A 21,183-nucleotide genomic window follows, 5' to 3' on the forward strand; every position below is an offset into this window, starting at 1 on the left:
AGAAGCAGTAGTGGTGGAGCCAAACGGGATCGAACCGTTGACCTCCTGCGTGCAAGGCAGGCGCTCTCCCAGCTGAGCTATGGCCCCGTATTTCTACAGGCGTTTCCCACACAAAATTGGTGGGTCTGGGCAGATTCGAACTGCCGACCTCACCCTTATCAGGGGTGCGCTCTAACCAACTGAGCTACAGACCCAATTTCGGGCTGCTTCTTATCGTCTTCTTCAATGAATCAAGCAATTCGTGTGGGAACTTATGGAGCCGCTGAGTCGTCGATTAAGGAGGTGATCCAGCCGCAGGTTCCCCTACGGCTACCTTGTTACGACTTCACCCCAGTCATGAATCACACCGTGGTAACCGTCCCCCCGAAGGTTAGACTAGCTACTTCTGGTGCAACCCACTCCCATGGTGTGACGGGCGGTGTGTACAAGGCCCGGGAACGTATTCACCGCGACATTCTGATTCGCGATTACTAGCGATTCCGACTTCACGCAGTCGAGTTGCAGACTGCGATCCGGACTACGATCGGTTTTGTGGGATTAGCTCCACCTCGCGGCTTGGCAACCCTCTGTACCGACCATTGTAGCACGTGTGTAGCCCAGGCCGTAAGGGCCATGATGACTTGACGTCATCCCCACCTTCCTCCGGTTTGTCACCGGCAGTCTCCTTAGAGTGCCCACCATGACGTGCTGGTAACTAAGGACAAGGGTTGCGCTCGTTACGGGACTTAACCCAACATCTCACGACACGAGCTGACGACAGCCATGCAGCACCTGTCTCAATGTTCCCGAAGGCACCGATCCATCTCTGGAAAGTTCATTGGATGTCAAGGCCTGGTAAGGTTCTTCGCGTTGCTTCGAATTAAACCACATGCTCCACCGCTTGTGCGGGCCCCCGTCAATTCATTTGAGTTTTAACCTTGCGGCCGTACTCCCCAGGCGGTCAACTTAATGCGTTAGCTGCGCCACTAAGAGCTCAAGGCTCCCAACGGCTAGTTGACATCGTTTACGGCGTGGACTACCAGGGTATCTAATCCTGTTTGCTCCCCACGCTTTCGCACCTCAGTGTCAGTATCAGTCCAGGTGGTCGCCTTCGCCACTGGTGTTCCTTCCTATATCTACGCATTTCACCGCTACACAGGAAATTCCACCACCCTCTACCATACTCTAGCTTGTCAGTTTTGAATGCAGTTCCCAGGTTGAGCCCGGGGCTTTCACATCCAACTTAACAAACCACCTACGCGCGCTTTACGCCCAGTAATTCCGATTAACGCTTGCACCCTCTGTATTACCGCGGCTGCTGGCACAGAGTTAGCCGGTGCTTATTCTGTCGGTAACGTCAAAACACTAACGTATTAGGTTAATGCCCTTCCTCCCAACTTAAAGTGCTTTACAATCCGAAGACCTTCTTCACACACGCGGCATGGCTGGATCAGGCTTTCGCCCATTGTCCAATATTCCCCACTGCTGCCTCCCGTAGGAGTCTGGACCGTGTCTCAGTTCCAGTGTGACTGATCATCCTCTCAGACCAGTTACGGATCGTCGCCTTGGTGAGCCATTACCTCACCAACTAGCTAATCCGACCTAGGCTCATCTGATAGCGCAAGGCCCGAAGGTCCCCTGCTTTCTCCCGTAGGACGTATGCGGTATTAGCGTCCCTTTCGAGACGTTGTCCCCCACTACCAGGCAGATTCCTAGGCATTACTCACCCGTCCGCCGCTGAATCAGGGAGCAAGCTCCCGCCATCCGCTCGACTTGCATGTGTTAGGCCTGCCGCCAGCGTTCAATCTGAGCCATGATCAAACTCTTCAGTTCAAACATCTTTGGGTTTTGAGAAAACCCTAAACTTGGCTCAGCAATCGTTGGTTACATCTTTGATTTCTCGCGGAGTAACTTGTGATGCTGATAATCTGTTGACTAGCAGTCTGACTCCACAAGCACCCACACGAATTGCTTGATTCAGTTGTTAAAGAGCGGTTGGTTAAGAGCTTTCATCTCAACCGAGGCGCGCATTCTACAGCAGCCTCATTTGCTGTCAAGTGATTTTTTTCAGAAGTTTTCAAGGAATCCTTAACAACTTCAACCACTTGCGCTTCAGATCTCTCGTCAGCGGGAGGCGAATTCTACAGCGTTACACGCTGCTGTCAACACCTCTTTTTCAACTTCCTTTGTGCTCCGATGACCTGAAGCAACTTGCTGCCGAAAACTGCATAACTCATTGTTTTACAAGGAGTTTTCCGTTTCGACTGCGCCGGAAGTGGGGCGAATTATAGGCTTCCAGAATCTGCCGTCAAGCACTGATTATGGTTTTCTATCAATAACTTGCAGAAAGCGCCGGAACACCCCTTTCCGAGCTCGATAGAGGAGCCATAACGCTCCTTCTATATAGAAGGACTTCCTCGTAGGCAGCCGCTGCCCGTGACATAACCCAAAAACGAGACCATCGCATACCGACGACTGGCCGGCCGCCAAAAAGCAAAAAAGCACCCAAGGTGCTTTTTTGTTGCTGCCATCAGCTGGATAAAGCCGCCACCCTGGCCCGCGCCATATGCAACTTCTTGTAGCTGTCGATCAGCCGCAGGTGCCTGTCGAGCCCTTCCAGTTTCATGCTCGTCGGTGTCAGACCGTAGAAGCGTACGCTGCCATCCACGGACCCTATCGCCGCGTCCATCCGCTCGTTGCCGAACATCCGGCGGAAGTTGGCTTCGTAATCGCTCAGTTCCAGATCATCGTCCAGTTGCATTTCCAGCACGACGTTCACGGCTTGATAAAACAAGCCGCGCTCGACGGTGTTGTCGTTGTATTGCAAGAAGGCTTCCACCAGATCTTTCGCCTGATCAAACTTCTGCAAGGCCAGATAAATCAGCAGCCTCAGCTCCAGGATCGTCAATTTGCCCCAGGGCGTGTTGTCATCAAACTCGATGCCGATCAGGGTGGTGATGTCGGTGTAGTCATCCAGCTCGCTGTTTTCCAAACCTTTGGCCAGCGTTCTCAGACCGACTTTGCTCAGGCTGTGCAGATTGAGGATGTCGGCGCGGAACTGCAGCGCCTTGTTGGTGTTATCCCAGATCAGATCTTCTACCGGATAAATCTCCGAGTAGTCCGGCACCAGAATGCGGCAGGCTTTGGCACCGATATGCTCATAGACCGCCATGTACACTTCTTTGCCCATGTCTTCGAGAATGCCGAACAAGGTTGCGGCTTCCTCAGCATTGGAGTTTTCGCCCTGACCGGAGAAATCCCACTCAACGAATTCGAAATCCGGTTTGGCACTGAAGAAACGCCACGAGACCACACCGCTGGAATCGATAAAGTGTTCCACGAAGTTGTTTGGCTCAGTCACCGCCTGACCTTCGAAGGTCGGTTGAGGCAGATCGTTCAAGCCTTCAAAACTGCGGCCTTGCAGCAGCTCCGTCAGGCTGCGCTCCAGCGCCACTTCCAGGCTTGGGTGCGCGCCGAACGAGGCAAACACGCCACCGGTACGCGGGTTCATCAAGGTGACACACATCACCGGGAACTCCCCGCCCAGCGACGCATCCTTGACCAGCACCGGGAAGCCCTGCTCTTCCAGGGCCTGGATACCCGCCAGAATGCCCGGGTACTTGGCCAGCACTTCCTGTGGCACATCCGGCAGGGCCATTTCGCCTTCGAGGATTTCGCGCTTCACCGCGCGCTCGAAGATCTCGGACAGGCATTGCACCTGCGCTTCTACCAGCGTGTTGCCGGCGCTCATGCCATTACTCAGGAACAGGTTTTCGATCAGATTGGAGGGGAAATACACCACCTCATTGTCCGACTGGCGCACAAACGGCAGCGAACAAATACCGCGCTGGGTGTTGCCGGAGTTGGTGTCGTACAGGTGCGAACCACGCAACTCGCCGTCCCGGTCGTAAACCTTCAGGCAGTACTCGTCGAGGATTTCGGTCGGCAGCTCATCCTTCGGGCCAGGCTTGAACCAGCGCTCGTCCGGGTAATGCACAAACGTCGCATTGGCGATGTCCTCCCCCCAGAACTGATCGTTATAGAAGAAGTTGCAGTTGAGCCGCTCGATGAACTCGCCCAGTGCCGATGCCAGTGCGCCCTCTTTGGTCGCGCCTTTGCCGTTGGTAAAACACATCGGCGAATGCGCATCGCGGATGTGCAGCGACCACACGTTGGGAACGATGTTGCGCCACGAAGCGATTTCGATCTTCATGCCCAGGTCGGCCAGGATGCCCGACATGTTGGCGATGGTTTGCTCCAGCGGCAGGTCCTTGCCCACAATGTAGGTGCCCGCTTCGCCAGTCGAGTGCGGCATCAACAAGGCCTGGGCATCGGCGTCGAGGTTTTCGACCTCTTCAATCACGAACTCCGGCCCGGTTTGCACCACCTTCTTTACGGTACAACGGTCGATGGAGCGCAAGATCCCCTGCCGATCCTTGGCAGAGATGTCCGCCGGCAATTCGACCTGAATCTTGAAAATCTGGTTGTAGCGGTTTTCCGGGTCAACAATGTTGTTCTGCGACAGGCGGATATTGTCGGTGGGGATATTGCGGGTTTCGCAATACAACTTCACGAAGTACGCCGCACACAACGCCGACGAAGCCAGGAAGTAATCGAACGGCCCCGGTGCCGAGCCATCGCCCTTGTAGCGAATGGGTTGATCGGCAATCACCGTGAAGTCGTCGAACTTGGCCTCAAGTCGAAGGTTGTCGAGAAAGTTGACCTTGATTTCCATGCGTGCTTACCAGAATAACGAGCTATACGATTTGGCCGCCATTATCCGGTTTTTCAGCCCAGACCGTTAACTTTCCACTATTTTTCGACCAACACCACCCCGCGCTCCTCGAGCAAGCGCACAAACATCGTCAGGCTCTGCGACACCGTCCCCCTGCGCCACACCAGCCAGGTGCGCAAATAGCGGAACGACTCCGACAACGGCCAGACGCTGACCGTCGTGCATCCAGGCATGCTTTCGAGCATGCTGCGGGGCATCAGCGCCAGACCGGCACCGGCACTGACGCAGGCCAGCATGCCGTGATAGGACTCCATTTCGAAAATCTTGCCGGGCACCGCTGCGCCATTGGCGAACCAGCTTTCGAAATGATGGCGATAGGAGCAGTTGGAGCGGAATGCATAGATGTTTTCGCCATTCACATCCTTCGCCCGATGGATCGGGTCATGATTGAGAGGCGCGATCAAAACCATTTCCTCCTCGAATGCCGGCACCCCCTCCAACGCCGGATGCAACACCGGACCATCGACAAAAGCAGCGGCCAGCCGCCCTGACAGCACGCCATCGATCATGGTCCCGGAGGGCCCGGTGGACAGGTCCAGCTCGACCTTGGCGTGCTTCTGGTTATAGGCGGCCAATAGCTCTGGAATACGTACCGCCGCAGTACTTTCCAGCGAACCCAGGGCGAAGGCTCCTTGTGGCTCTTCACCCGCCACTGTGGCGCGAGCTTCCTGAACCAGGTCGAGAATGCGTCGAGCGTAATCCAGAAAACTCCAGCCGGCGGGCGACAGGCGCAGGCGACTCTTCTCGCGGATAAACAGGTCCACGCCCAGGTCCAGCTCAAGTTGCTTGATTCTGGTCGTGAGATTCGATGGCACCCGATGAATATGCTGGGCGGCGACGCTGATGCTGCCGTGCTCGGCGACAGCCTTGAAAATTTCGAGCTGAACCAGATCCAAGTCTTTCTCCAAACGTGAACGTTATGCTCAGTATTATTCAGTTTCCATAAAACATATAGCCCCATAACCTGAGCACATCCCCACCTCGCAGGACGGTGCCATGACCAACGTTTCCAGCCTTACCCATGCCATTTCGATCAACCCGACCACGGGCGAACAGATCGGTCAGTACCCATTCGAATCCGATACAGCATTGCAGGCCACGCTGACGCGGGCCGCTACCGGGTTTCGCAGCTGGCGCAGCAAACCCGTTGAACAACGCGCGCAGCTTTTGATCAACCTCGGCCAGGCCTTGCGCAACAATGCAGAGGCCATGGCGAACATGATCACCCGGGAAATGGGCAAGCCGATTACCCAGGCCTGCGGTGAAATTGAAAAGTGCGCGCAGCTCTGCGAGTGGTACGCCGAGCACGGCCCCGCCATGCTGAACCCGGAACCGACCCAGGTTGAAGGCGGCAAGGCACGCATTGAATATCGCCCGCTCGGCCCGATCCTCGCCGTCATGCCGTGGAACTTCCCCATCTGGCAAGTCCTGCGCGGTGCGGTCCCCACCCTGCTCGCCGGCAATACCTACGTGCTCAAGCACGCGCCGAACGTCATGGGCAGCGCCTACCTGCTGCTGGAAGCCGTCAAGCAAGCGGGCTTTCCCGAAGGTGTTTTCGAGGTCATCAATGTCACACCAGAGGGGGTATCCAAGGCGATCGCCGATCCACGGATTGCAGCTGTCACCCTCACCGGTAGCGTCCGTGCGGGCATGGCCATCGGTGCTCAGGCTGGAGCAGCGCTGAAGAAATGCGTATTGGAGCTGGGCGGCTCCGACCCGTTTATCGTGCTCGACGACGCGGACCTCGATGAGGCGGTAAAAGCCGCCGTGATCGGACGCTATCAGAACACTGGACAAGTCTGCGCCGCCGCCAAACGCCTGATTGTCGAGCAAGGCATTGCCCGGGAATTTACCCGCAGGTTTGTCGAAGCTACCCGACAACTGGTCGTCGGTGATCCTCTCGCCGCCAACACTTACATCGGCCCGATGGCTCGCTTCGATCTGCGCGACGAACTGGATCAACAGGTGCGCGACACACTGGAAGAAGGCGCGACGTTACTGATGGGAGGCAAGAAGGCTGAAGGCCCCGGCAATTACTATGAGCCCACGGTACTCGGCGACGTGACCGATCAGATGACATCATTCAAACAGGAATTGTTTGGTCCTGTGGCCTCAATCATCACGGCCCGAGACGCAGCCCATGCGCTGGAGCTGGCCAATGACAGCGAATTCGGCCTCACCGCCACCCTCTACACGCGCAATGTCGAACTCGCCCGGCAGATGGCCGGCGAACTTGAAACCGGCGGCGTGTTCATCAACGGCTATAGCGCCAGCGATCCGCGTGTCAGCTTTGGTGGGGTGAAGAAGAGTGGCTTTGGCCGGGAGCTCTCGCATTTCGGGGTGCGCGAATTCTGTAATGCACAAACGGTCTGGCTGGATCGACGCTAAGGGTTCTGCAGGAGCAAGCTGGCTCGCGATGGACTCAAGAGCGCTGTGTTTAGTCCGTAAACACGCGGTATCGTTAATGACCATCGCGAGCATGCTCGCTCCTACAGTAACAGCGACAGCTCAATGAGCTGGAGGGATAAAAGTATCAATCGTCCCTGTCGTCACGATCGCGATACTGACGGTGGTAGCGATCATAGTCACGGCGATCATATCGACGGTTATAACCTTGATCATCGTCATTACCCTGGTCGTATCCACGACGATAATCATGATCATAATCCCGGCCGTACCGCCCTCCGTCTTCCCAGTGAGGGCCGCAGCCCCCCAGAAGGAGCGAACCTGAAATGGTCAAGATCATCATTACTGCGCGTTTCATTTGAACGTCCTGAATGGTCAGAGCTACAGAGACGGTTGTCACCCTCCGAGAATTTCATCCGGGGTAGTATTCAACCGTAATTATGACCACTCAGTAACACAATGATTCATTCTTGAAATACAACAATCCAAAAACTGTTGCCTCAGGTCAAGCAGCCCTACCCAGTGCGGTCGGTAAAACAAGGCCGCTACCACCGCCATAAATGGGGCATTACACCCACCCAACCGGGCGTTTACCACCTGATTTGAGGAATATTCCCCACTCCCCCTTTCTCTAACTCGAAACGCCCAGAAGCAGTTTATTAATTAAGCTGAACTTTTTTCGCCTTATTGAAATGGCTCATTAGTTGCACCGTACCCTGGTACCCGCAACAGCTGTCGCCCTGGACATCATGGAGACGACGGGGCTCGCCAGACTCGGCATGACGCCAGGGGTGAAAAATGAAATGCGCGACACCACCATGCCGCTCCGCCGCCCTGCTGCTCAGGTCAAGCCTGCCCTGCCCCTTGCGCGTTACCCTGACCACCGCCTACGCCATGCCCAGCCCATTGTTCGGAGCCCAGCCGTACACCCGGCAAATGCTGTCGTTCAAAGATTTCGGCACGAAAAAACCCGACCCGACACAGGCCACGCCAACGTCATACGCACTGGCCGTTTGTGTTCAACCTGCCGGTGACTCTGATGTACACCTTCTGCAGCTATTACGTGTTCCAGGAAAAGTGAGGATTGGTGATGGCCTCCACTAATAAATCAATTGCTCGAATCACGTACAGACCGATAGCCCTTTATAAGCAGGTCGCTCAGTTGAGTCTGATGTTTATAGCGCTGCTGTTTGCACTGGCAGTGTCCACTGTACTGGCGATGGAGTTGACCTTTGGAGGGCTGTGACGAGCCCGGTAAAAAAGCAAATCGTCTACTTGTTATCGGCGAACTCCGTAGTTGATAGTTATTGGCATTATAGCTCCGGCATTTATATGAAAATCACAGCGCCTGTAGAAAGGCAGCTTTAGCAAATAGCTATTGTCCATTTCTGAGGTGAACGCCTGGGGCAATGCAATAGCGTTCTCGGTGGGATCCGCCACCTTTCCATCGATCACCTGGTCAGCGGAAATCCGTGCCTGCGAGTTCACGGAACGGGCTCTGCCTGGTGCCACTCAGGTAAGACACAAGGGATGGTGGTTAACACAACTCGCACCAAAACAGGATCATGCTCGTAGCCAAGCCGCTAGTAACGATCCCGACTCCAAAAATCACGCAGAGAAGCAGAGTTTTTGCCCACATGGCTCGAATCTCCGGATACCGCATTCAATGAATGCTCGAGTATGAGCACCTGAGCAAAATCCAGGCCATTTGACATAGGCAAAGCCCGGGCCCAGCAATTGCACGAAAACGGTCAATTCGAGTGGTGAGAAATTCCCCAACAAGGGGGCGCGCGCACTACATTTGGGGCTGATTCACCCAAAGGCTGGGGCTCCAAGGCTCCCTTCAAGCCCTCACAGCAAGGCAATGGCGCTTCATAAGCGTTTCTTGTAGATAGCCTGCCCGGCCCAGTGCCGGGCGGGGGATTCAGAGTGCAGAGTGGTTCAGTTCAGCCCGATCTGATGTTGCTCGGCGAATTGTCTGCGGAACCAGTCCGAGAGCATGGCCTTCTCGGAGTAGAGTCTGTCACTTCTGTTAGCGCGCCCCGGACGTTGGAGGTAGAGCTGATCCATGACCCTGGCGTCGGCCTGACTCATGATCTGGCCGTTTTGTTTGAGCACGTAATGTAGATCGATGCTCGGCCAGGTAATGTCGCGCATGAAGCGCACTTCATAGGCATTTGGCCTCCAGGGTTCGTAACGACCGGCCAGATCGATGTTACGTATTTCAATTTGCAGCTGCTGGCCGTCTGGCAGGTACCGCTCGCCAAGCTTCTGGATGTAGCTGCGCAGCTCTTTCATGACATAAGCATCGGCACCACGTTCATAACCTGGACTATCCAGGCTGGCATCGCTGAATTTTTCGGGGTTCTTGAAAACGACTTCGACCGAAGACGCTGCGGTGGCAAGTGGCACCATAAACAGCGCCAGCAGCGCGATCGAGGTGCAAACGGGTATTGAGCGCACGGCTCACCTCCACGTGCAGCGCTTTCAGTGCATGCTGCACCGTGTTTAGTTTACGCCTGAGGTGCATGTCAGGGCACTGACATGATCCAAGGTCCTTCTCCCAGGTGTTTTGGTAGAGGCCAGTACACTTCAAGAAACTCACCGCATTGGACGTACGGCCCCCGATTTACGCGACCTCAGCTGATCGGTCAGCGCTACATCGCAGACAGGCGGCCACTAAGCAGTTTTTTTCATTCCAGCGACATGCTTTTCACGAAACGCTCACAGAATGGAGCGCAGATTAAACGGACAAAAGGATTTGACCCCACACAAAAAGCCCGCCACTGCGCGGGCTTTTTGCTGCCTGCTAAGCTTTGCCTCACTTAAAGGAGGATCAAGCCATGCCAACCAACGACCTCGTCCCTTCCCTGATCTACAAACTCAACGAAAACCAACTCGCCATAGCTGCGGCTGTGGAAGATCTGTCCGTATGGATTGAACAGCTGCATGGCCCCGCTGAAGACGGAACCAGAATCCGCAACTCCCTGACCAAGCTGGATGAAAACCTGGAATTCATCACACGCGGGGTCGCCGAGTTGTTGAATGATCGATAGCTCTATTGGGGCCCTTCCCACCTCGCCATGCTCATCTTTTAACTGGAGGGCCCGCCATGCCAACGAAAGCCAGCTCGCCCTGGAAGCCGCCATCCTCATAACCATCATCTTCGCCACCCTTGCAGTAACGTTGTATGGCTGGTTTCGCCACCTACGTGATGACGAGGATCATATTTTTTAGCCAGCGTTCGATTTGTGCGCCACCGGCGCGACAAACTCTGGCTCTGCGGGCGGCACCCTGCAGGCTATTCGTCCCAATCACAGCTCAGCTTTGGATCAAAGGCCGGATAGGCTTGGAGGGTATGCAGATTCAGCAGGGTGAAGTGGCCGCCCATCCAGCCGCCAGTGTCTATGTGGTAGACATTGCCGAGAACGGCTGGCTGGCGCACTGGCGTATGACCAACCACAACAGCCCTGACCCCACTGACAACCTGTGAGCTTTCTTCAAAAATACGCTTCCTCGACCATTGGGCAATCGCTGCAACGTGAGCTGCTTCCACGGGGCTTCCCTGCTCGATCGCCCATACGAATTCATTCCAGTGGTCATACGGGCAGTCGGCATGAACGATCCCGACAAGGCCCGCTGGCGTCCACACTTCGATCACCAGTGGCAAGTCGGCCAACAGCTCGGAATAACAAGCCTGCTCAACTGACGAACGCGCATAGAGCCAAGAGCCACCGTTGATGAGGTGCATGACCTTCATACGGCCCTCAGGGTCTGCACGGTAGGCATCTACAGCCATCTGCTCATGATTTCCGCGCACGGCGTGAAACCATGGCTTGGCCAGCCAAGAGTCGACCTGCTCCGACTCCGGCCCGCGATCGACTAGATCGCCGACGCTGAAAAGCCGGTCAGCATCAGGATTGAACCGGACTGCGTCCAAGGCGGCTTGCAGACTGGAGAAGCAACCATGGATATCACCAACCGCAAAGTCCCGGCCGCTTTCGTTGATTCTGAAGCGATCAATCCGATTCATGTCGCCACCTCGCCAAGCAGGCCGGTGAACACCCCACCGCGCGCAGTGAAGCCGGCCAAAATGGGGTCCGGCTTGCAATAGCGGCGCGCGTCCTCGGTATCGCCGATCTGCGTCATCTCGGCAACACGCTGGAAAAGGGCAAACCAGAGGGCGTTCTGGTCGAGGGTGCGGTCCGTGCCCGGACGCAGAGAGACCACGACGTACTGCATGTCCCGGAACATGGTGTTCAGCTTCGTGATAGCTTCAGTGAGCCTGGCTTGGCTGTTGACACTGATTTTATCAGTCAGTGCGCCGCCCGTTTCTCTTCCACTTCATTATGAGCAAACGCAAGCCCAACAACATGCGGTACGGAACGAGCGGTCCTGCCGGGCGCTGCTCAGCACCCACCACGTTGCGCTGGTGAACATCGTGCAGGGCATCGAAAAGCTCACGGTTGAGGTCGCCGGAGTATTCAAGCCGGACCTCAAGCGGGTTATGCAACAGCACGGCATCAACAACCAACAGGGCATTCACCAGCGACTGCTGATCAGCCTGATCAACGCCGACTTCGATACCGCTGCGCGCATGATTCGCTGTGTCACCACACCCTGTGAGACTCCAGAAAAAGTATCGCGGTCGGTTCACGAGTAGAGTTTGGCCGAACCGGCGCGCGACCCCGGAGACCTAACGAGCGATACTCGGTGATTGTTTTGTCCAGAGGATGTTTATCGCATCTGTTTCAAGCGTCAGGTTGTTACCGACCCTGAGCCAGAACAGTATGTCGTTAGGCGTTGATACACTGAAAAAGATCCAGTGCCCCGCCCCATCAGCCTTTTCCTCTACGTCCGCAACGTACAACGCGACCTCGCTTTCGCTAAGTTCCAAGGCATCGGAGATTTCTCGCTGTGTCGGCTTTCTTACGCTGCTCATAGTGAAATCCATTTCTTGAACAAAGTGCTGAAAGCATAGCTGAACAGCAAATCCTGGAATCTCCACCTATCGCTTGCGTTCACGGAGAGCGGCGCCTGAGTCGATTCTCTTCAGGGGATTGCCGGCCCACCTGCAAACCATTGCGTTGTTCAAGGTGAACACCGGTACCCGGGGGCAGGAAGTCTGCGAGCTGAGGTGGGATTGGGGGATTGCGGTACCGGAACTCGGGACCAGCGTAGTTCTGATTCCGGCTGATTTTGGCGGCAGACACGAACGGCGTGGCGTGAAAAACGGTGATGAGCGACTGGTCGTGCTCAACAGCGTGGAGAAGTCGATCATCGAGCAGCAGATGTCACTGAGGAAGATCGCAAGGCTCTTCTGAGCCACAAGAACGGCAGCATCACCAGTCACTACTCGGGCGCCGGGCTGATCGCGATCCCCCTCGCCACCTGCGATGTGCTCTGCGCGCCACTGATACAGACCTTTGGAACCCCCAATTGCAACTGGCCGAGTCAATTAACGCCCTGCGACATCAACAAGGGGGCGGTTACCGGGTGGTGCCGGTCGTGCCAGTCGTGCCAGTCGTTCCGCTGGAACCTGAAGTGCCGGCGGCGCCCGGGGTGGCGTCGTTGCCACCACTACCGCCGCCGCTGGAGATGGCGACACCAGCAGCGATAAGACCGGCGCTAATTGCCAGGCCAGTGCCAACCGTTACGCCACCGACGAGTGGAGTCGACAGCGTCAGGCTTGAGGTAGCGTCGGGCACTGCGGCGCTGGCCGCAGGGGCGGTCTCGGCAGCCATCGGAGGCAGGCTGATGGAGGTTGCGAGGATTAAGGCCAGGAGCTGTTTCACGATCATGCTCCTTTGAAAGGATAATCCCTGAGGGCGGTCAGGGATTAAGGGTATTGCAGTCAGTATAGTGTGTTGGAAGCAGGCGGAGCCAAAGCCCCTGACCTCATGAATGGACCCAGCGCCACAGGGAAAATCTGGCGGCGCCCGCAGCAATTGGCCTCCAGAAAGCAAGTAATTGCAATGTCTGCCGAAACCTGATCCTTGGGTGCCGGTCGCTTAGCCCACCACTATGTCAAATTGACCCCGAAACCGACTCAAGCAATTGATCTACATGTTTTGACCATCACGCGTTACGTGGGAGTCAGCTATCACGTCGCTTACTGTCATATCCGGTCTTTAGCTTGATCAGGTCCGCTTGCAGTTCGTTCTTGGCGGCATTGGAATCTGCCTCAAGCCGGTTGACTTGACCGAAAGCCATTTGCGATTCAACCCAACCCGAGGCATAGATCGTTACATCTGAATCATTCTGCACGAGAACAAATTGCATGTTTCGCGTTGGCGTCGTGCTGTAGGCGTTACCTATAGCCAGTTGGGTTAGCACGGCCTGGTTGCCCTCCATCGTTTTGCTGACCACTATCCGGCTATCGTCGGCCGTGATGATTTGCATGCCTTTGGCCGCCGCCTTGCCGATGATGTAGCCGCGCACATCTGCAACCTTTGTGTTAGCGATGGTGATTTCTGGCTGACCTGATGGCGTACTGTAGTTCAGTGGCACCTGCGCGCAGCCAACAAGCGATGTGAAGACCAGAACGAAAGCAGTAAGGACAACGTGTTTCATGGAGCAGTGCCTCGGATTATTCAGACACAACCGTATCGCCGGCTAGTGCCCTAAAGCTTGTTCCAGGTCAAAGAAAATCGTTGGGCGGACTATCCATCTGACGAGATGAGGCCTTATTCATAAACCTAGACTTTTTGGTACATGGTTGGATGTTGACCAAGGGGAGCATAATTCGAAAAAGCGGAAAGACACCCAGCGGCCACCGAGCCTATGTTCAATGCTGATTAGAGTGATTTCGAAGCCCAAAAATAGCCAGGTAACAAGCGGAAACACGAAAGGGACCTGATACCTCGATCACCTCCAAAGTCGAGGCGATGCAGGCGACGCTAATGGTTCTGATGCCGACGCGCATGCTTCAGCCCCGCGCACGACAAATTTTCGAGATGATCGTGAGCATGCGGCCGGTGACCGTGCGGGGAACGTATGACCTGCAATTGGCGACGGACTTGGCCGAGATCAATGCCCGGATCGAGTGGACTCAAGAGGTATTAGCGGTCGAAGGTGATGTGCTGACCACTCGCCTCGGTACACCAATTATCAACCCCCGAGCGACCCATTGCGGCAACCTCAAGCGCCAGGCGGTGAAGTTTATGCGGGCGCTGGGACTAACAGCAGGTCAGCGGCATTTGGGCGATGAGCCCAATCGCAAACGTATGAGAAAGCAGCAAGACCTGCAAAAAGCCTCACGGGATACAGAAGATGTCCCACTGCTGGCGTGAATCACGCGAAGTGAGGGATACGCACAGTGAAGGCTGGTGGGGTATTTTTCAGAAATGAAAAAGCCCAATCTCTTCAGGTTGGGCCAAGTCATTGAAAAATATGGTCGGGACGGAGTGATTCGAACACTCGACCCCTAACACCCCATGCTTGAAAATGGGCACAAGGCCCAGCATTTACTGGCTCTTCTTCCGGCGCACGCTGCAAACGGTGCCTTACAGAGTTGAACAGGAAATAGCGAATCCCCGAAAAAGTCCCCACACTCTTTTGGGATCATCCCCGGCGTTCTGCCGACCTAAAACGCCCTGCTACGCTGACCTCATAACCGAGGATTCGCGATGCCAAACTCTGATCTGCCCCCTTCCCTGCTGTTCAAGCTCAACGAAAACCAGCTCGCCCTGGAAGCCGCCATCATGGAACTCACGAACTGGGTCGAGCAGCGTGGAGCGGCCGATGTTACCGACAACGTGCGTGGCGCCCTTGAAGCCATCGACAAGAATGAAGAATTCATCAAGATGACGCTCGCGGTGATGATGGCCCCGGAGTGACGGTTATCGGCCAGAAGCTGTCGTTGGAATAACACCGCAGTTCTGTGGGAGCGGACTTACCGGATCGGCGGACCGCCGCAATGGCTTCACCGCGCAGCTTCAGTCAATCACCTCGCCTGGATCACGGGCAAACCCGCTCCCACAGGCCTGCGGCGTGCCGGCCGTTTCAGGTCGTAAGCGCCCACCTGTAGCGTTCACCAACCAGGCATGCACCCTGCAATCCTGCTCAATCTGCGACCCGGAAGCCAAAACAAACTCATTGTGTTAAATAATTTTGCACAGTTCTTGCAGAATAATTAACAAACACCCTGATCTGTCACTCTTCTACCCGCGGAGCCGTTAAACATGCCTTTACGCTTGAAGTTAGCCCTAAGCTATCTGTTGATCGGCTTGATTCCGGTTCTGGGCATGGCCTTTACGGTCTATCAACAAGCCAGCACTGCCTTGCGCGAGCAGACGCTGAACGCCCTCGAGGCGGTTGCCCACATCAAACAAAAGCAATTGCTGGACAAATGGCAGGAACGGCGCAACCAGATCAGCACCCTGGCCAGTAACATGAGTAACAGCTACCAGGGGCTGGACAGCACTGCGCTGATCAGCAACGCCAACTACGACCGCCCGGTGTTTGAAAACTTCATCAGCACCTATGGTTACCGCGATCTGAAACTGATCATGCCCGATGGCACCGTCATGCTCAGTCTGCAGCGTGGCAGTGACTACCAGCACAAGCTCAGCGAAGACAGTCTGCGCGACACTTCACTTGCGCGCCTGGTCAAGCAAAGCCGCGACAGCGGCAAACCCGTGATCAGCGACTTGCAGTACAACCCCGAGAGCAAGGAGCCGTCCCAGTACCTGGCCACTCCCGTCATGTCGAACGGCACGCAGCTGATGACCCTGGTGATGGAGTTACCCATCGCGCCGCTCAATAACGTGATGCAAACCCGTCAGGGCCTGGGAGAAAAAGGCGAAACCTACCTGGTCGGCAGCGATGCCGGCCTGCGCTCGGACTCGGCACGCTTCCCTGAACACCAGGTCAACCGCAGCCTCAATGCACAAGTCGGCCTCACTGGCCGTGCCGTCAGCAATGCCCTGGCGGGACAACAGGGACGCATTGCCGAACCGGGGCTGGACGGCAATGGTGCGTTGAAGGTGTTTGTTCCCGTCACTTTCGATGACAACCACTGGGCCCTGATTGCCGAAATGGATCAGACCCAGGCATTTGCCCCGGTACGTCAGCTGATGTGGCAAATCTTGCTGCTCGGCCTGCTGACCGTTGCCGCCGTCGCCATCGCCACCTGGCTGGTCAGCCGCAGTGTGATGCGCCCGCTGGGCGGCGAACCGAGCAATATGACCGGACTGGCCCGTCGCCTGGCCGCAGGCGAACTGAAACTGCCGACCGAACAACGACAACAGGCCGGCCTGATGTTGGCCCTGAATGAAATGGCCGTGGCCTGGCGCGATGTGATTGAGCGTTTGCGCCAATCGAGCCAGGACGTCGGTCAGGTCAGCAGCGATATTCTAAGCGCCGCCGGGCAAACCAGCGAACGCCTCGACCTGCAGCAAGAGTCGCTGGAAATGGTCGTCAGCGCCGTCGAGCAAATGTCCTGCACCGTCCAGGAGATCGCCCGCAACGCCACCGACAGTGCGCACGGCAGCACGGCTGCTCGTGGAGCCTTTGGCGAGATGCAAGGCACGCTACAACAAATGATCGGCCAGCAGGGACGCTTGCTGAACGACATCGGCCGGGCCGGCAAAGTGGTCGACACCCTGACCAGTGACGCCCTGCAAATCGGTACCGTGCTCGCAGTGATCCGCGGCATTGCCGAACAAACCAATCTGCTGGCACTCAACGCCGCTATCGAAGCTGCGCGCGCCGGTGAAACAGGCCGTGGCTTTGCTGTAGTCGCCGACGAGGTGCGCAACCTTGCCCAACGCACCCGCAGCGCCACCGAAGAAATCGTCGCTATCACCAACACCTTGCAAGGCTCTTCCACCGAAGCCCTGCAAGCAATGCAGGCCTCGGCCGAACAGGCACATACGCTGGAACGTGAAACCCAGATTGTGCTGACCTCGCTCAACCAGTTGGACAACTCGCTGCAAAGCGTGCATACCCTCGCCGTGCAAATAGCAGTCGCCGCGGACGAACAGGCCGGAACCACACAGGAAGTGAATCAGCACATGCACCGCCTGCACGACATGACCCGCGACAACCGGCAGAATGCTGCTCATACCCGCAGCAGCGGCGAGCGCCTGCAGCAAGTGGCCAACAACCAGCAAGCCTTGGTGCTGCGCTTTCGCCTTTAGCCGCCGGAGCCCCCTGCAGGTCAGTGAAGCGAATGATCTAGCCAGCATAGGTCCGGTCATGCAATTGGCGAGCGGTGCTCGGTATGGCAAGCGAGCTGTACATGACTGGAAGTCCCCTGAAGGTGCACCCCTGACTTTAGATCCACGCCGATTGTGGCGGAGGTGGCAGGTAGGGCGAAAAAGCGCCGATCAGGCACTGGGGACGTGAGCAACAGGCGACCTTCAAGCTATGATTGGGGCGCTTATGGCAGCTCTTAACAGGCAGTTAACGGCCATAAGCGGTCTCTCCCACTACAGATGTGTCGCCTGCCTCTCAGCCTCGAAGAGCGAAACGGAATCTAGATTTTTTTCAAACGCTCGGCCAGTAGTTGCCATCGGCACTGGGGCTTGGCATTGTTCTAAGGATAATTCTGTGGTCAGGCAGATTTCACCGTCAGGCCGTCAACTCATCAATCAATAGAGCCATCGGCGCCGTTAATTCCACATCCGCACGAGTGACGATTTCATAGGGTTCACTCACCGAGTTAATCGTCAAGTCGAGTTTCACCAACATGCCGTGATCCAGCGTCATCTGAGCAACATCGGCCGGCATAACCGCGACCAAGTTTTGGTCCTGCAAAAGCAGCGATAGAGTCGTAAAGGTCGATGACGTTTCAATCGCATATAGAGGGAAACTCAAACCTGCCTGCCGAAACTCACGCTCCAGGGTCAGGCGCATGGGCATGTTGACCGGGAACACCACCCAACGGCTGGCCATCAGGTCAGCCAACTGCAGCGCCGCTTGCCCGGCAAATGCGTGGGACGGATTGGCCACCACCACCAGCGGTTCCTGGGCGCGGGATCGGGTTTGGTAAGCAGTCGGGCGCTGGCTGACACTGGTCCGGCAAATGGCAACGTCCAGCCGGCCCTGATCCAGCAAGCTCAAAAGTCGTGCGCTGGTGTCCTCGACAATTGCCACCGATAGCTCCGGTTGTTTCTCCCGCAGCCGCGCCAAGCTGTTCACTAGCACCGGCACCGCGCCCATGATCGTGCCCACCGCCAGGCGCCCGCCATGGCCCTGGAGAATACCGACCATTTCCTCACGCAAGTGCTCAAGGTCAGTATGGATCAGTCGTGCATAACGAATCACACAACGGCCCAGGTCATTCGCTTCCAGGCCCTTGCTAGTCCGTTCGAACAGACTCGATCCAAAAATCGATTCAATTTCATGTAGCGCCTTGGTCGCGCCCGGTTGCGACAGCGCCATGGCATCGGACGCCTTGCGCACCGACCCGTGTTCATCCAGGGCAATCAACAGGCGCAACTGCTTCAGGCGCAGGCGCGAAACGATGGTGGTAAAGGATGGCAGCATGGGTATACCTGAAAGTTATCACTCAGTTCATAACTCTCATTAGGCAGTATTGGGCGTGGAAATTAAAGTGAGGCCATCAATAACAACAATCCGAGGCCAGCCTTCATGCGTTTGATCCAGTTCGAAGATTTCCAAGGCCAGCGCCGCGTCGGTGTTGTCGAGGGCGACAAGGTTTTGATTGTCAACCAGGTAACCAGCACTCGTACCTTGGCCCTGGCCGCCATTGCCAATGGCCGCAACCTGGTAAGCGAAGTCGAGAAGCGTGGCTACAGCCCTGCTACCGAAAGTTATACCCAGCTGCTGGAAGCTGCCCGTCTCCTGCCGCCGCTGGATCATGAGGACCCGGCCCACTGCCTGATCAGCGGCACGGGCCTAACTCATTTGGGCAGCGCCTCGACTCGCGACAAGATGCACCAACTGAAGATCGACGACAGTGCCGCCCTCACCGACACCGCGCGCATGTTTCAGTGGGGTATCGATGGAGGCCGCCCTGAAGCGGGGGCCGTAGGTGCGCAGCCGGAATGGTTTTACAAGGGCGATGGCTCTATCGTGGTTCGTCCCAACCAGCCGTTCCTGTCCCCCGAGTTTGCCGAAGACGCCGGCGAAGAGCCCGAGCTGACCGGCCTTTATGTGATCGGTGAAGACGGCGCGCCCTATCGCCTGGGCTTTGCCTTGGGCAACGAGTTTTCCGACCATGTGATGGAGCGTCGCAACTACCTGTACCTGGCGCACTCCAAATTGCGTAACTGCTCCTATGGCCCAGAACTGCGAGTGGGCGATCTGCCTCGCCATCTGGTAGGAACCAGCCGGATCTGGCGCGACGGCCAGGTGCTCTGGGAAAAGGAATTCCTCAGTGGCGAGGACAACATGTGTCACAGCCTGGACAACCTGGAGTACCACCACTTCAAGTATCGCCAGTTCCTGCGGGCCGGCGATGTACACGTGCACTTCTTTGGTACGGCCACTCTGTCGGTGGCCGACAACATCAAGACCAAGCCCGGAGACCGCTTCGAGATCAGCATGCCCGAGTTTGGCGCACCGCTGAGCAATGCCATTGACGTCGCAGAAGCGGCGTTCACCATCGGCAAGGTCAAGGCGCTTTGACCTCCGCGTGCACTTGACGGGCCCGCATGAACGGATGCATTTCATAACAACCATAAGAGAGATGAACATGAGCAATGGCAACGCACAGGCCGCCCCCGTGGCCGCCGAAATGGCTGCCGGCACTGCCCGGCCGACCACCGTTCGCTGGCGGATCTTTCTGATTCTGCTGTTGTTGGCCGCCATCAACTACATCGACCGGGCGTCACTGTCGGTGGCCTTGCCGCTAATTTCCGCCGACTTCAACATGACCCCGGCGCTCGAAGGCCTGATGCTCAGTGCATTCTTCTGGTCTTACGCGTTGATGCAGATCCCTGGCGGTATGCTCCTTGACCGTTTCCAGACCCGCAACATCGTCGGCATCGCCACGATCGGCTGGGGCTTGTTCCAGGCGCTGGCCGGTGGCGCGCACAACTGGATCACCCTGCTCATCACCCGCATCGGTCTGGGTGTGGCCGAGTCGCCGATCATGCCCGCTGGTGCCAAGCTCAACGGCGCCTGGCTGACCCCCAACGAGCGTGGCCGCGGAGCCACCTTGGTAGACGGCGGCGCGCCGTTGGGCACTGCCTTGGGCGCGATTATCATTACGGGCCTGATCACCTGGTTCGACTCCTGGCGCATGGCGTTCATCATTGCCGGTGTTGGCACCATGGTGGTGGGCATCTGGGCCTGGTGGTATATCCGCAACCATCCCAGCGAGCACCCGAAGGTCAATGCTGCCGAACTTGCCTACATTGCCGATGCCAACGAAGCGGCACGCAAGGCTACTGGTGGGAAAAAGGCGGTACTCAAGGAGCTGCTGAAAAGTCGCTCGGTGCTGGCCATGTTTGCAGGCTACGCCTGCTACAACAGCGTGTTCTACGGCCTGTTGACCTGGATGCCGAGCTACCTTCACAAGGCCCACAACCTGGATATTAAGGCCATGGGCGGCGCAACTTTCCTGATCTTCATGTGCGGTTTTGTCGGTGAATTGTTCGGCGGTTGGCTTGCCGATAAATGGAAAGCTTCAGGCGGCCAACCCAACACCGTGATGCGCAGTATGTTTGCAGGCTCCGCCGCCATTGCCGCGATCTGCATCCTGGCCGTGGCCTACAGCCCTGATGCGATAGTGGTGATTTCGTTGCTGTGCGTGGCCCTGTTCTTTATCCGCTGGTGCGGCATGTACTGGTGCTTGCCTGCGATCCTCGGCGGTCAGTCCAAGGCAGGCATCCTGGGTGGCAGCATGAACTTCTGCGGCAACATGGTGGGCGTCATCGTGCCGATCCTGATCGGCCTGATCGTGCAGTTCACCGGTTCCTATTTCTTGGCGTTGATCTTCTTTGTGGTCATGGCCTTCGGCCTGATGCTGTTCTCCGCCATGATCGACTATCGCGAACGCGGCCTGGCCTGAGCCTCGCCATTCAACCAGG

Annotated in this window: 17 protein-coding genes, 2 tRNA genes, 1 rRNA gene and 2 pseudogenes; 9 read left to right on the plus strand and 13 right to left on the minus strand. The window is 56.6% G+C overall.

What is annotated here, in order from left to right:
* Positions 1 to 11 precede the first annotated feature (11 nt).
* From ACEN8E_RS19185 to ptrR, 5 genes are all read right to left on the minus strand, one after another.
* A tRNA-Ala gene (locus tag ACEN8E_RS19185) sits at positions 12 to 87 on the minus strand.
* Between the two features lie 30 nt (positions 88 to 117).
* Positions 118 to 194: transfer RNA gene (locus ACEN8E_RS19190), tRNA-Ile, on the minus strand.
* Between the two features lie 81 nt (positions 195 to 275).
* Positions 276 to 1,812: ribosomal RNA gene (locus ACEN8E_RS19195) — 16S ribosomal RNA — on the minus strand.
* Between the two features lie 697 nt (positions 1,813 to 2,509).
* Positions 2,510 to 4,714: an OsmC domain/YcaO domain-containing protein gene (locus ACEN8E_RS19200; protein WP_495589469.1), complete on the minus strand. Its 2,205-nt coding sequence runs from the start codon at positions 4,712 to 4,714 to the stop codon at positions 2,510 to 2,512.
* A 77-nt stretch (positions 4,715 to 4,791) separates the two neighbouring features.
* On the minus strand, positions 4,792 to 5,670 hold the full coding sequence (ptrR, locus tag ACEN8E_RS19205) for a putrescine utilization regulator PtrR (RefSeq protein ID WP_057396399.1): 879 nt from the start codon (positions 5,668 to 5,670) through the stop codon (positions 4,792 to 4,794).
* Between the two features lie 100 nt (positions 5,671 to 5,770).
* Here ptrR and ACEN8E_RS19210 point away from each other — a divergent pair, with 100 nt between their 5' ends.
* Positions 5,771 to 7,162 (plus strand): aldehyde dehydrogenase family protein, encoded by a 1,392-nt coding sequence (locus ACEN8E_RS19210; RefSeq protein ID WP_495589470.1) that lies wholly within the window; start codon positions 5,771 to 5,773, stop codon positions 7,160 to 7,162.
* Positions 7,163 to 7,307: 145 nt separating this feature from the next.
* Here ACEN8E_RS19210 and ACEN8E_RS19215 read toward each other — a convergent pair whose 3' ends face one another.
* Together ACEN8E_RS19215 and ACEN8E_RS19220 are read right to left on the minus strand one after the other, a co-directional pair.
* Positions 7,308 to 7,538: a hypothetical protein gene (locus ACEN8E_RS19215; protein ID WP_495589471.1), complete on the minus strand. Its 231-nt coding sequence runs from the start codon at positions 7,536 to 7,538 to the stop codon at positions 7,308 to 7,310.
* Between the two features lie 1,583 nt (positions 7,539 to 9,121).
* Positions 9,122 to 9,643 carry a DUF3016 domain-containing protein gene (locus ACEN8E_RS19220; protein WP_495589472.1) on the minus strand — a complete coding sequence of 174 codons (522 nt, stop codon included), beginning with the start codon at positions 9,641 to 9,643 and terminating at the stop codon, positions 9,122 to 9,124.
* Between the two features lie 380 nt (positions 9,644 to 10,023).
* On the opposite strand from ACEN8E_RS19220, the gene ACEN8E_RS19225 reads away from it, so the two are divergent.
* Entirely contained in the window at positions 10,024 to 10,236 is a 213-nt protein-coding gene (locus ACEN8E_RS19225) for a hypothetical protein (RefSeq protein ID WP_057396413.1), read from the plus strand.
* Positions 10,237 to 10,481: 245 nt separating this feature from the next.
* Here ACEN8E_RS19225 and ACEN8E_RS19230 read toward each other — a convergent pair whose 3' ends face one another.
* The gene (locus tag ACEN8E_RS19230) at positions 10,482 to 11,213 is read right to left on the minus strand and encodes a metallophosphoesterase (protein ID WP_495589473.1); all 732 of its coding nucleotides are present in this window, start codon (positions 11,211 to 11,213) and stop codon (positions 10,482 to 10,484) included.
* A gap of 71 nt (positions 11,214 to 11,284) precedes the next feature.
* Positions 11,285 to 11,500: pseudogene (locus ACEN8E_RS19235) on the minus strand (hypothetical protein); the annotation flags it as partial.
* Positions 11,501 to 11,585: 85 nt separating this feature from the next.
* Here ACEN8E_RS19235 and ACEN8E_RS19240 point away from each other — a divergent pair.
* On the plus strand, positions 11,586 to 11,843 hold the full coding sequence (locus ACEN8E_RS19240; protein WP_495593355.1) for a hypothetical protein: 258 nt from the start codon (positions 11,586 to 11,588) through the stop codon (positions 11,841 to 11,843).
* A 33-nt stretch (positions 11,844 to 11,876) separates the two neighbouring features.
* Here ACEN8E_RS19240 and ACEN8E_RS19245 read toward each other — a convergent pair whose 3' ends face one another.
* Positions 11,877 to 12,122 (minus strand): hypothetical protein, encoded by a 246-nt coding sequence (locus ACEN8E_RS19245; RefSeq protein ID WP_495589474.1) that lies wholly within the window; start codon positions 12,120 to 12,122, stop codon positions 11,877 to 11,879.
* 97 nt (positions 12,123 to 12,219) lie between these two features.
* Between ACEN8E_RS19245 and ACEN8E_RS19250 the strand changes: the two are divergent.
* Positions 12,220 to 12,551 (plus strand): annotated as a pseudogene (locus tag ACEN8E_RS19250) (hypothetical protein); the annotation flags it as partial.
* 118 nt (positions 12,552 to 12,669) lie between these two features.
* Here the strand turns inward: ACEN8E_RS19250 and ACEN8E_RS19255 are convergent.
* On the minus strand, positions 12,670 to 12,924 hold the full coding sequence (locus tag ACEN8E_RS19255) for a hypothetical protein (RefSeq protein ID WP_495589475.1): 255 nt from the start codon (positions 12,922 to 12,924) through the stop codon (positions 12,670 to 12,672).
* A gap of 352 nt (positions 12,925 to 13,276) precedes the next feature.
* Positions 13,277 to 13,753 (minus strand): hypothetical protein, encoded by a 477-nt coding sequence (locus ACEN8E_RS19260; protein ID WP_495589476.1) that lies wholly within the window; start codon positions 13,751 to 13,753, stop codon positions 13,277 to 13,279.
* 293 nt (positions 13,754 to 14,046) lie between these two features.
* On the opposite strand from ACEN8E_RS19260, the gene ACEN8E_RS19265 reads away from it, so the two are divergent.
* The 3 genes from ACEN8E_RS19265 (at position 14,047) to ACEN8E_RS19275 (ending at position 17,322) form a co-directional block, all read left to right on the plus strand.
* On the plus strand, positions 14,047 to 14,472 hold the full coding sequence (locus tag ACEN8E_RS19265; RefSeq protein WP_495593356.1) for a hypothetical protein: 426 nt from the start codon (positions 14,047 to 14,049) through the stop codon (positions 14,470 to 14,472).
* A gap of 336 nt (positions 14,473 to 14,808) precedes the next feature.
* On the plus strand, positions 14,809 to 15,018 hold the full coding sequence (locus tag ACEN8E_RS19270; RefSeq protein WP_495589477.1) for a hypothetical protein: 210 nt from the start codon (positions 14,809 to 14,811) through the stop codon (positions 15,016 to 15,018).
* A 345-nt stretch (positions 15,019 to 15,363) separates the two neighbouring features.
* The gene (locus ACEN8E_RS19275) at positions 15,364 to 17,322 is read left to right on the plus strand and encodes a methyl-accepting chemotaxis protein (RefSeq protein WP_495589478.1); all 1,959 of its coding nucleotides are present in this window, start codon (positions 15,364 to 15,366) and stop codon (positions 17,320 to 17,322) included.
* A 433-nt stretch (positions 17,323 to 17,755) separates the two neighbouring features.
* On the opposite strand, the gene ACEN8E_RS19280 is transcribed toward ACEN8E_RS19275, so the two are convergent.
* A complete protein-coding gene (locus tag ACEN8E_RS19280) occupies positions 17,756 to 18,673 on the minus strand; it encodes a LysR family transcriptional regulator (protein WP_495589479.1) in 918 nt (305 codons plus the stop codon).
* A gap of 105 nt (positions 18,674 to 18,778) precedes the next feature.
* On the opposite strand from ACEN8E_RS19280, the gene araD1 reads away from it, so the two are divergent.
* Positions 18,779 to 19,777, plus strand: coding sequence for an AraD1 family protein (gene araD1 / locus ACEN8E_RS19285; RefSeq protein WP_495589480.1), 999 nt, complete (start codon positions 18,779 to 18,781; stop codon positions 19,775 to 19,777).
* A 61-nt stretch (positions 19,778 to 19,838) separates the two neighbouring features.
* On the plus strand, positions 19,839 to 21,164 hold the full coding sequence (locus ACEN8E_RS19290) for an MFS transporter (RefSeq protein ID WP_495589481.1): 1,326 nt from the start codon (positions 19,839 to 19,841) through the stop codon (positions 21,162 to 21,164).
* Positions 21,165 to 21,183: the final 19 nt, after the last annotated feature.

The organism is Pseudomonas sp. Pseusp9, assembly GCF_059491265.1.

Coding starts and splice junctions, on each gene's coding strand:
- ACEN8E_RS19215 (WP_495589471.1), bottom strand. CDS start 7,538: ATGAAACGCGCAGTAATGATGATCTTGACCATTTCAGGTTCGCTCCTT.
- araD1 (WP_495589480.1), top strand. CDS start 18,779: ATGCGTTTGATCCAGTTCGAAGATTTCCAAGGCCAGCGCCGCGTCGGT.
- ACEN8E_RS19200 (WP_495589469.1), bottom strand. CDS start 4,714: ATGGAAATCAAGGTCAACTTTCTCGACAACCTTCGACTTGAGGCCAAG.
- ACEN8E_RS19255 (WP_495589475.1), bottom strand. CDS start 12,924: ATGGCTGCCGAGACCGCCCCTGCGGCCAGCGCCGCAGTGCCCGACGCT.
- ACEN8E_RS19290 (WP_495589481.1), top strand. CDS start 19,839: ATGAACATGAGCAATGGCAACGCACAGGCCGCCCCCGTGGCCGCCGAA.
- ACEN8E_RS19270 (WP_495589477.1), top strand. CDS start 14,809: ATGCCAAACTCTGATCTGCCCCCTTCCCTGCTGTTCAAGCTCAACGAA.
- ACEN8E_RS19280 (WP_495589479.1), bottom strand. CDS start 18,673: ATGCTGCCATCCTTTACCACCATCGTTTCGCGCCTGCGCCTGAAGCAG.
- ACEN8E_RS19225 (WP_057396413.1), top strand. CDS start 10,024: ATGCCAACCAACGACCTCGTCCCTTCCCTGATCTACAAACTCAACGAA.
- ACEN8E_RS19245 (WP_495589474.1), bottom strand. CDS start 12,122: ATGAGCAGCGTAAGAAAGCCGACACAGCGAGAAATCTCCGATGCCTTG.
- ACEN8E_RS19210 (WP_495589470.1), top strand. CDS start 5,771: ATGACCAACGTTTCCAGCCTTACCCATGCCATTTCGATCAACCCGACC.
- ACEN8E_RS19260 (WP_495589476.1), bottom strand. CDS start 13,753: ATGAAACACGTTGTCCTTACTGCTTTCGTTCTGGTCTTCACATCGCTT.
- ACEN8E_RS19230 (WP_495589473.1), bottom strand. CDS start 11,213: ATGAATCGGATTGATCGCTTCAGAATCAACGAAAGCGGCCGGGACTTT.
- ACEN8E_RS19275 (WP_495589478.1), top strand. CDS start 15,364: ATGCCTTTACGCTTGAAGTTAGCCCTAAGCTATCTGTTGATCGGCTTG.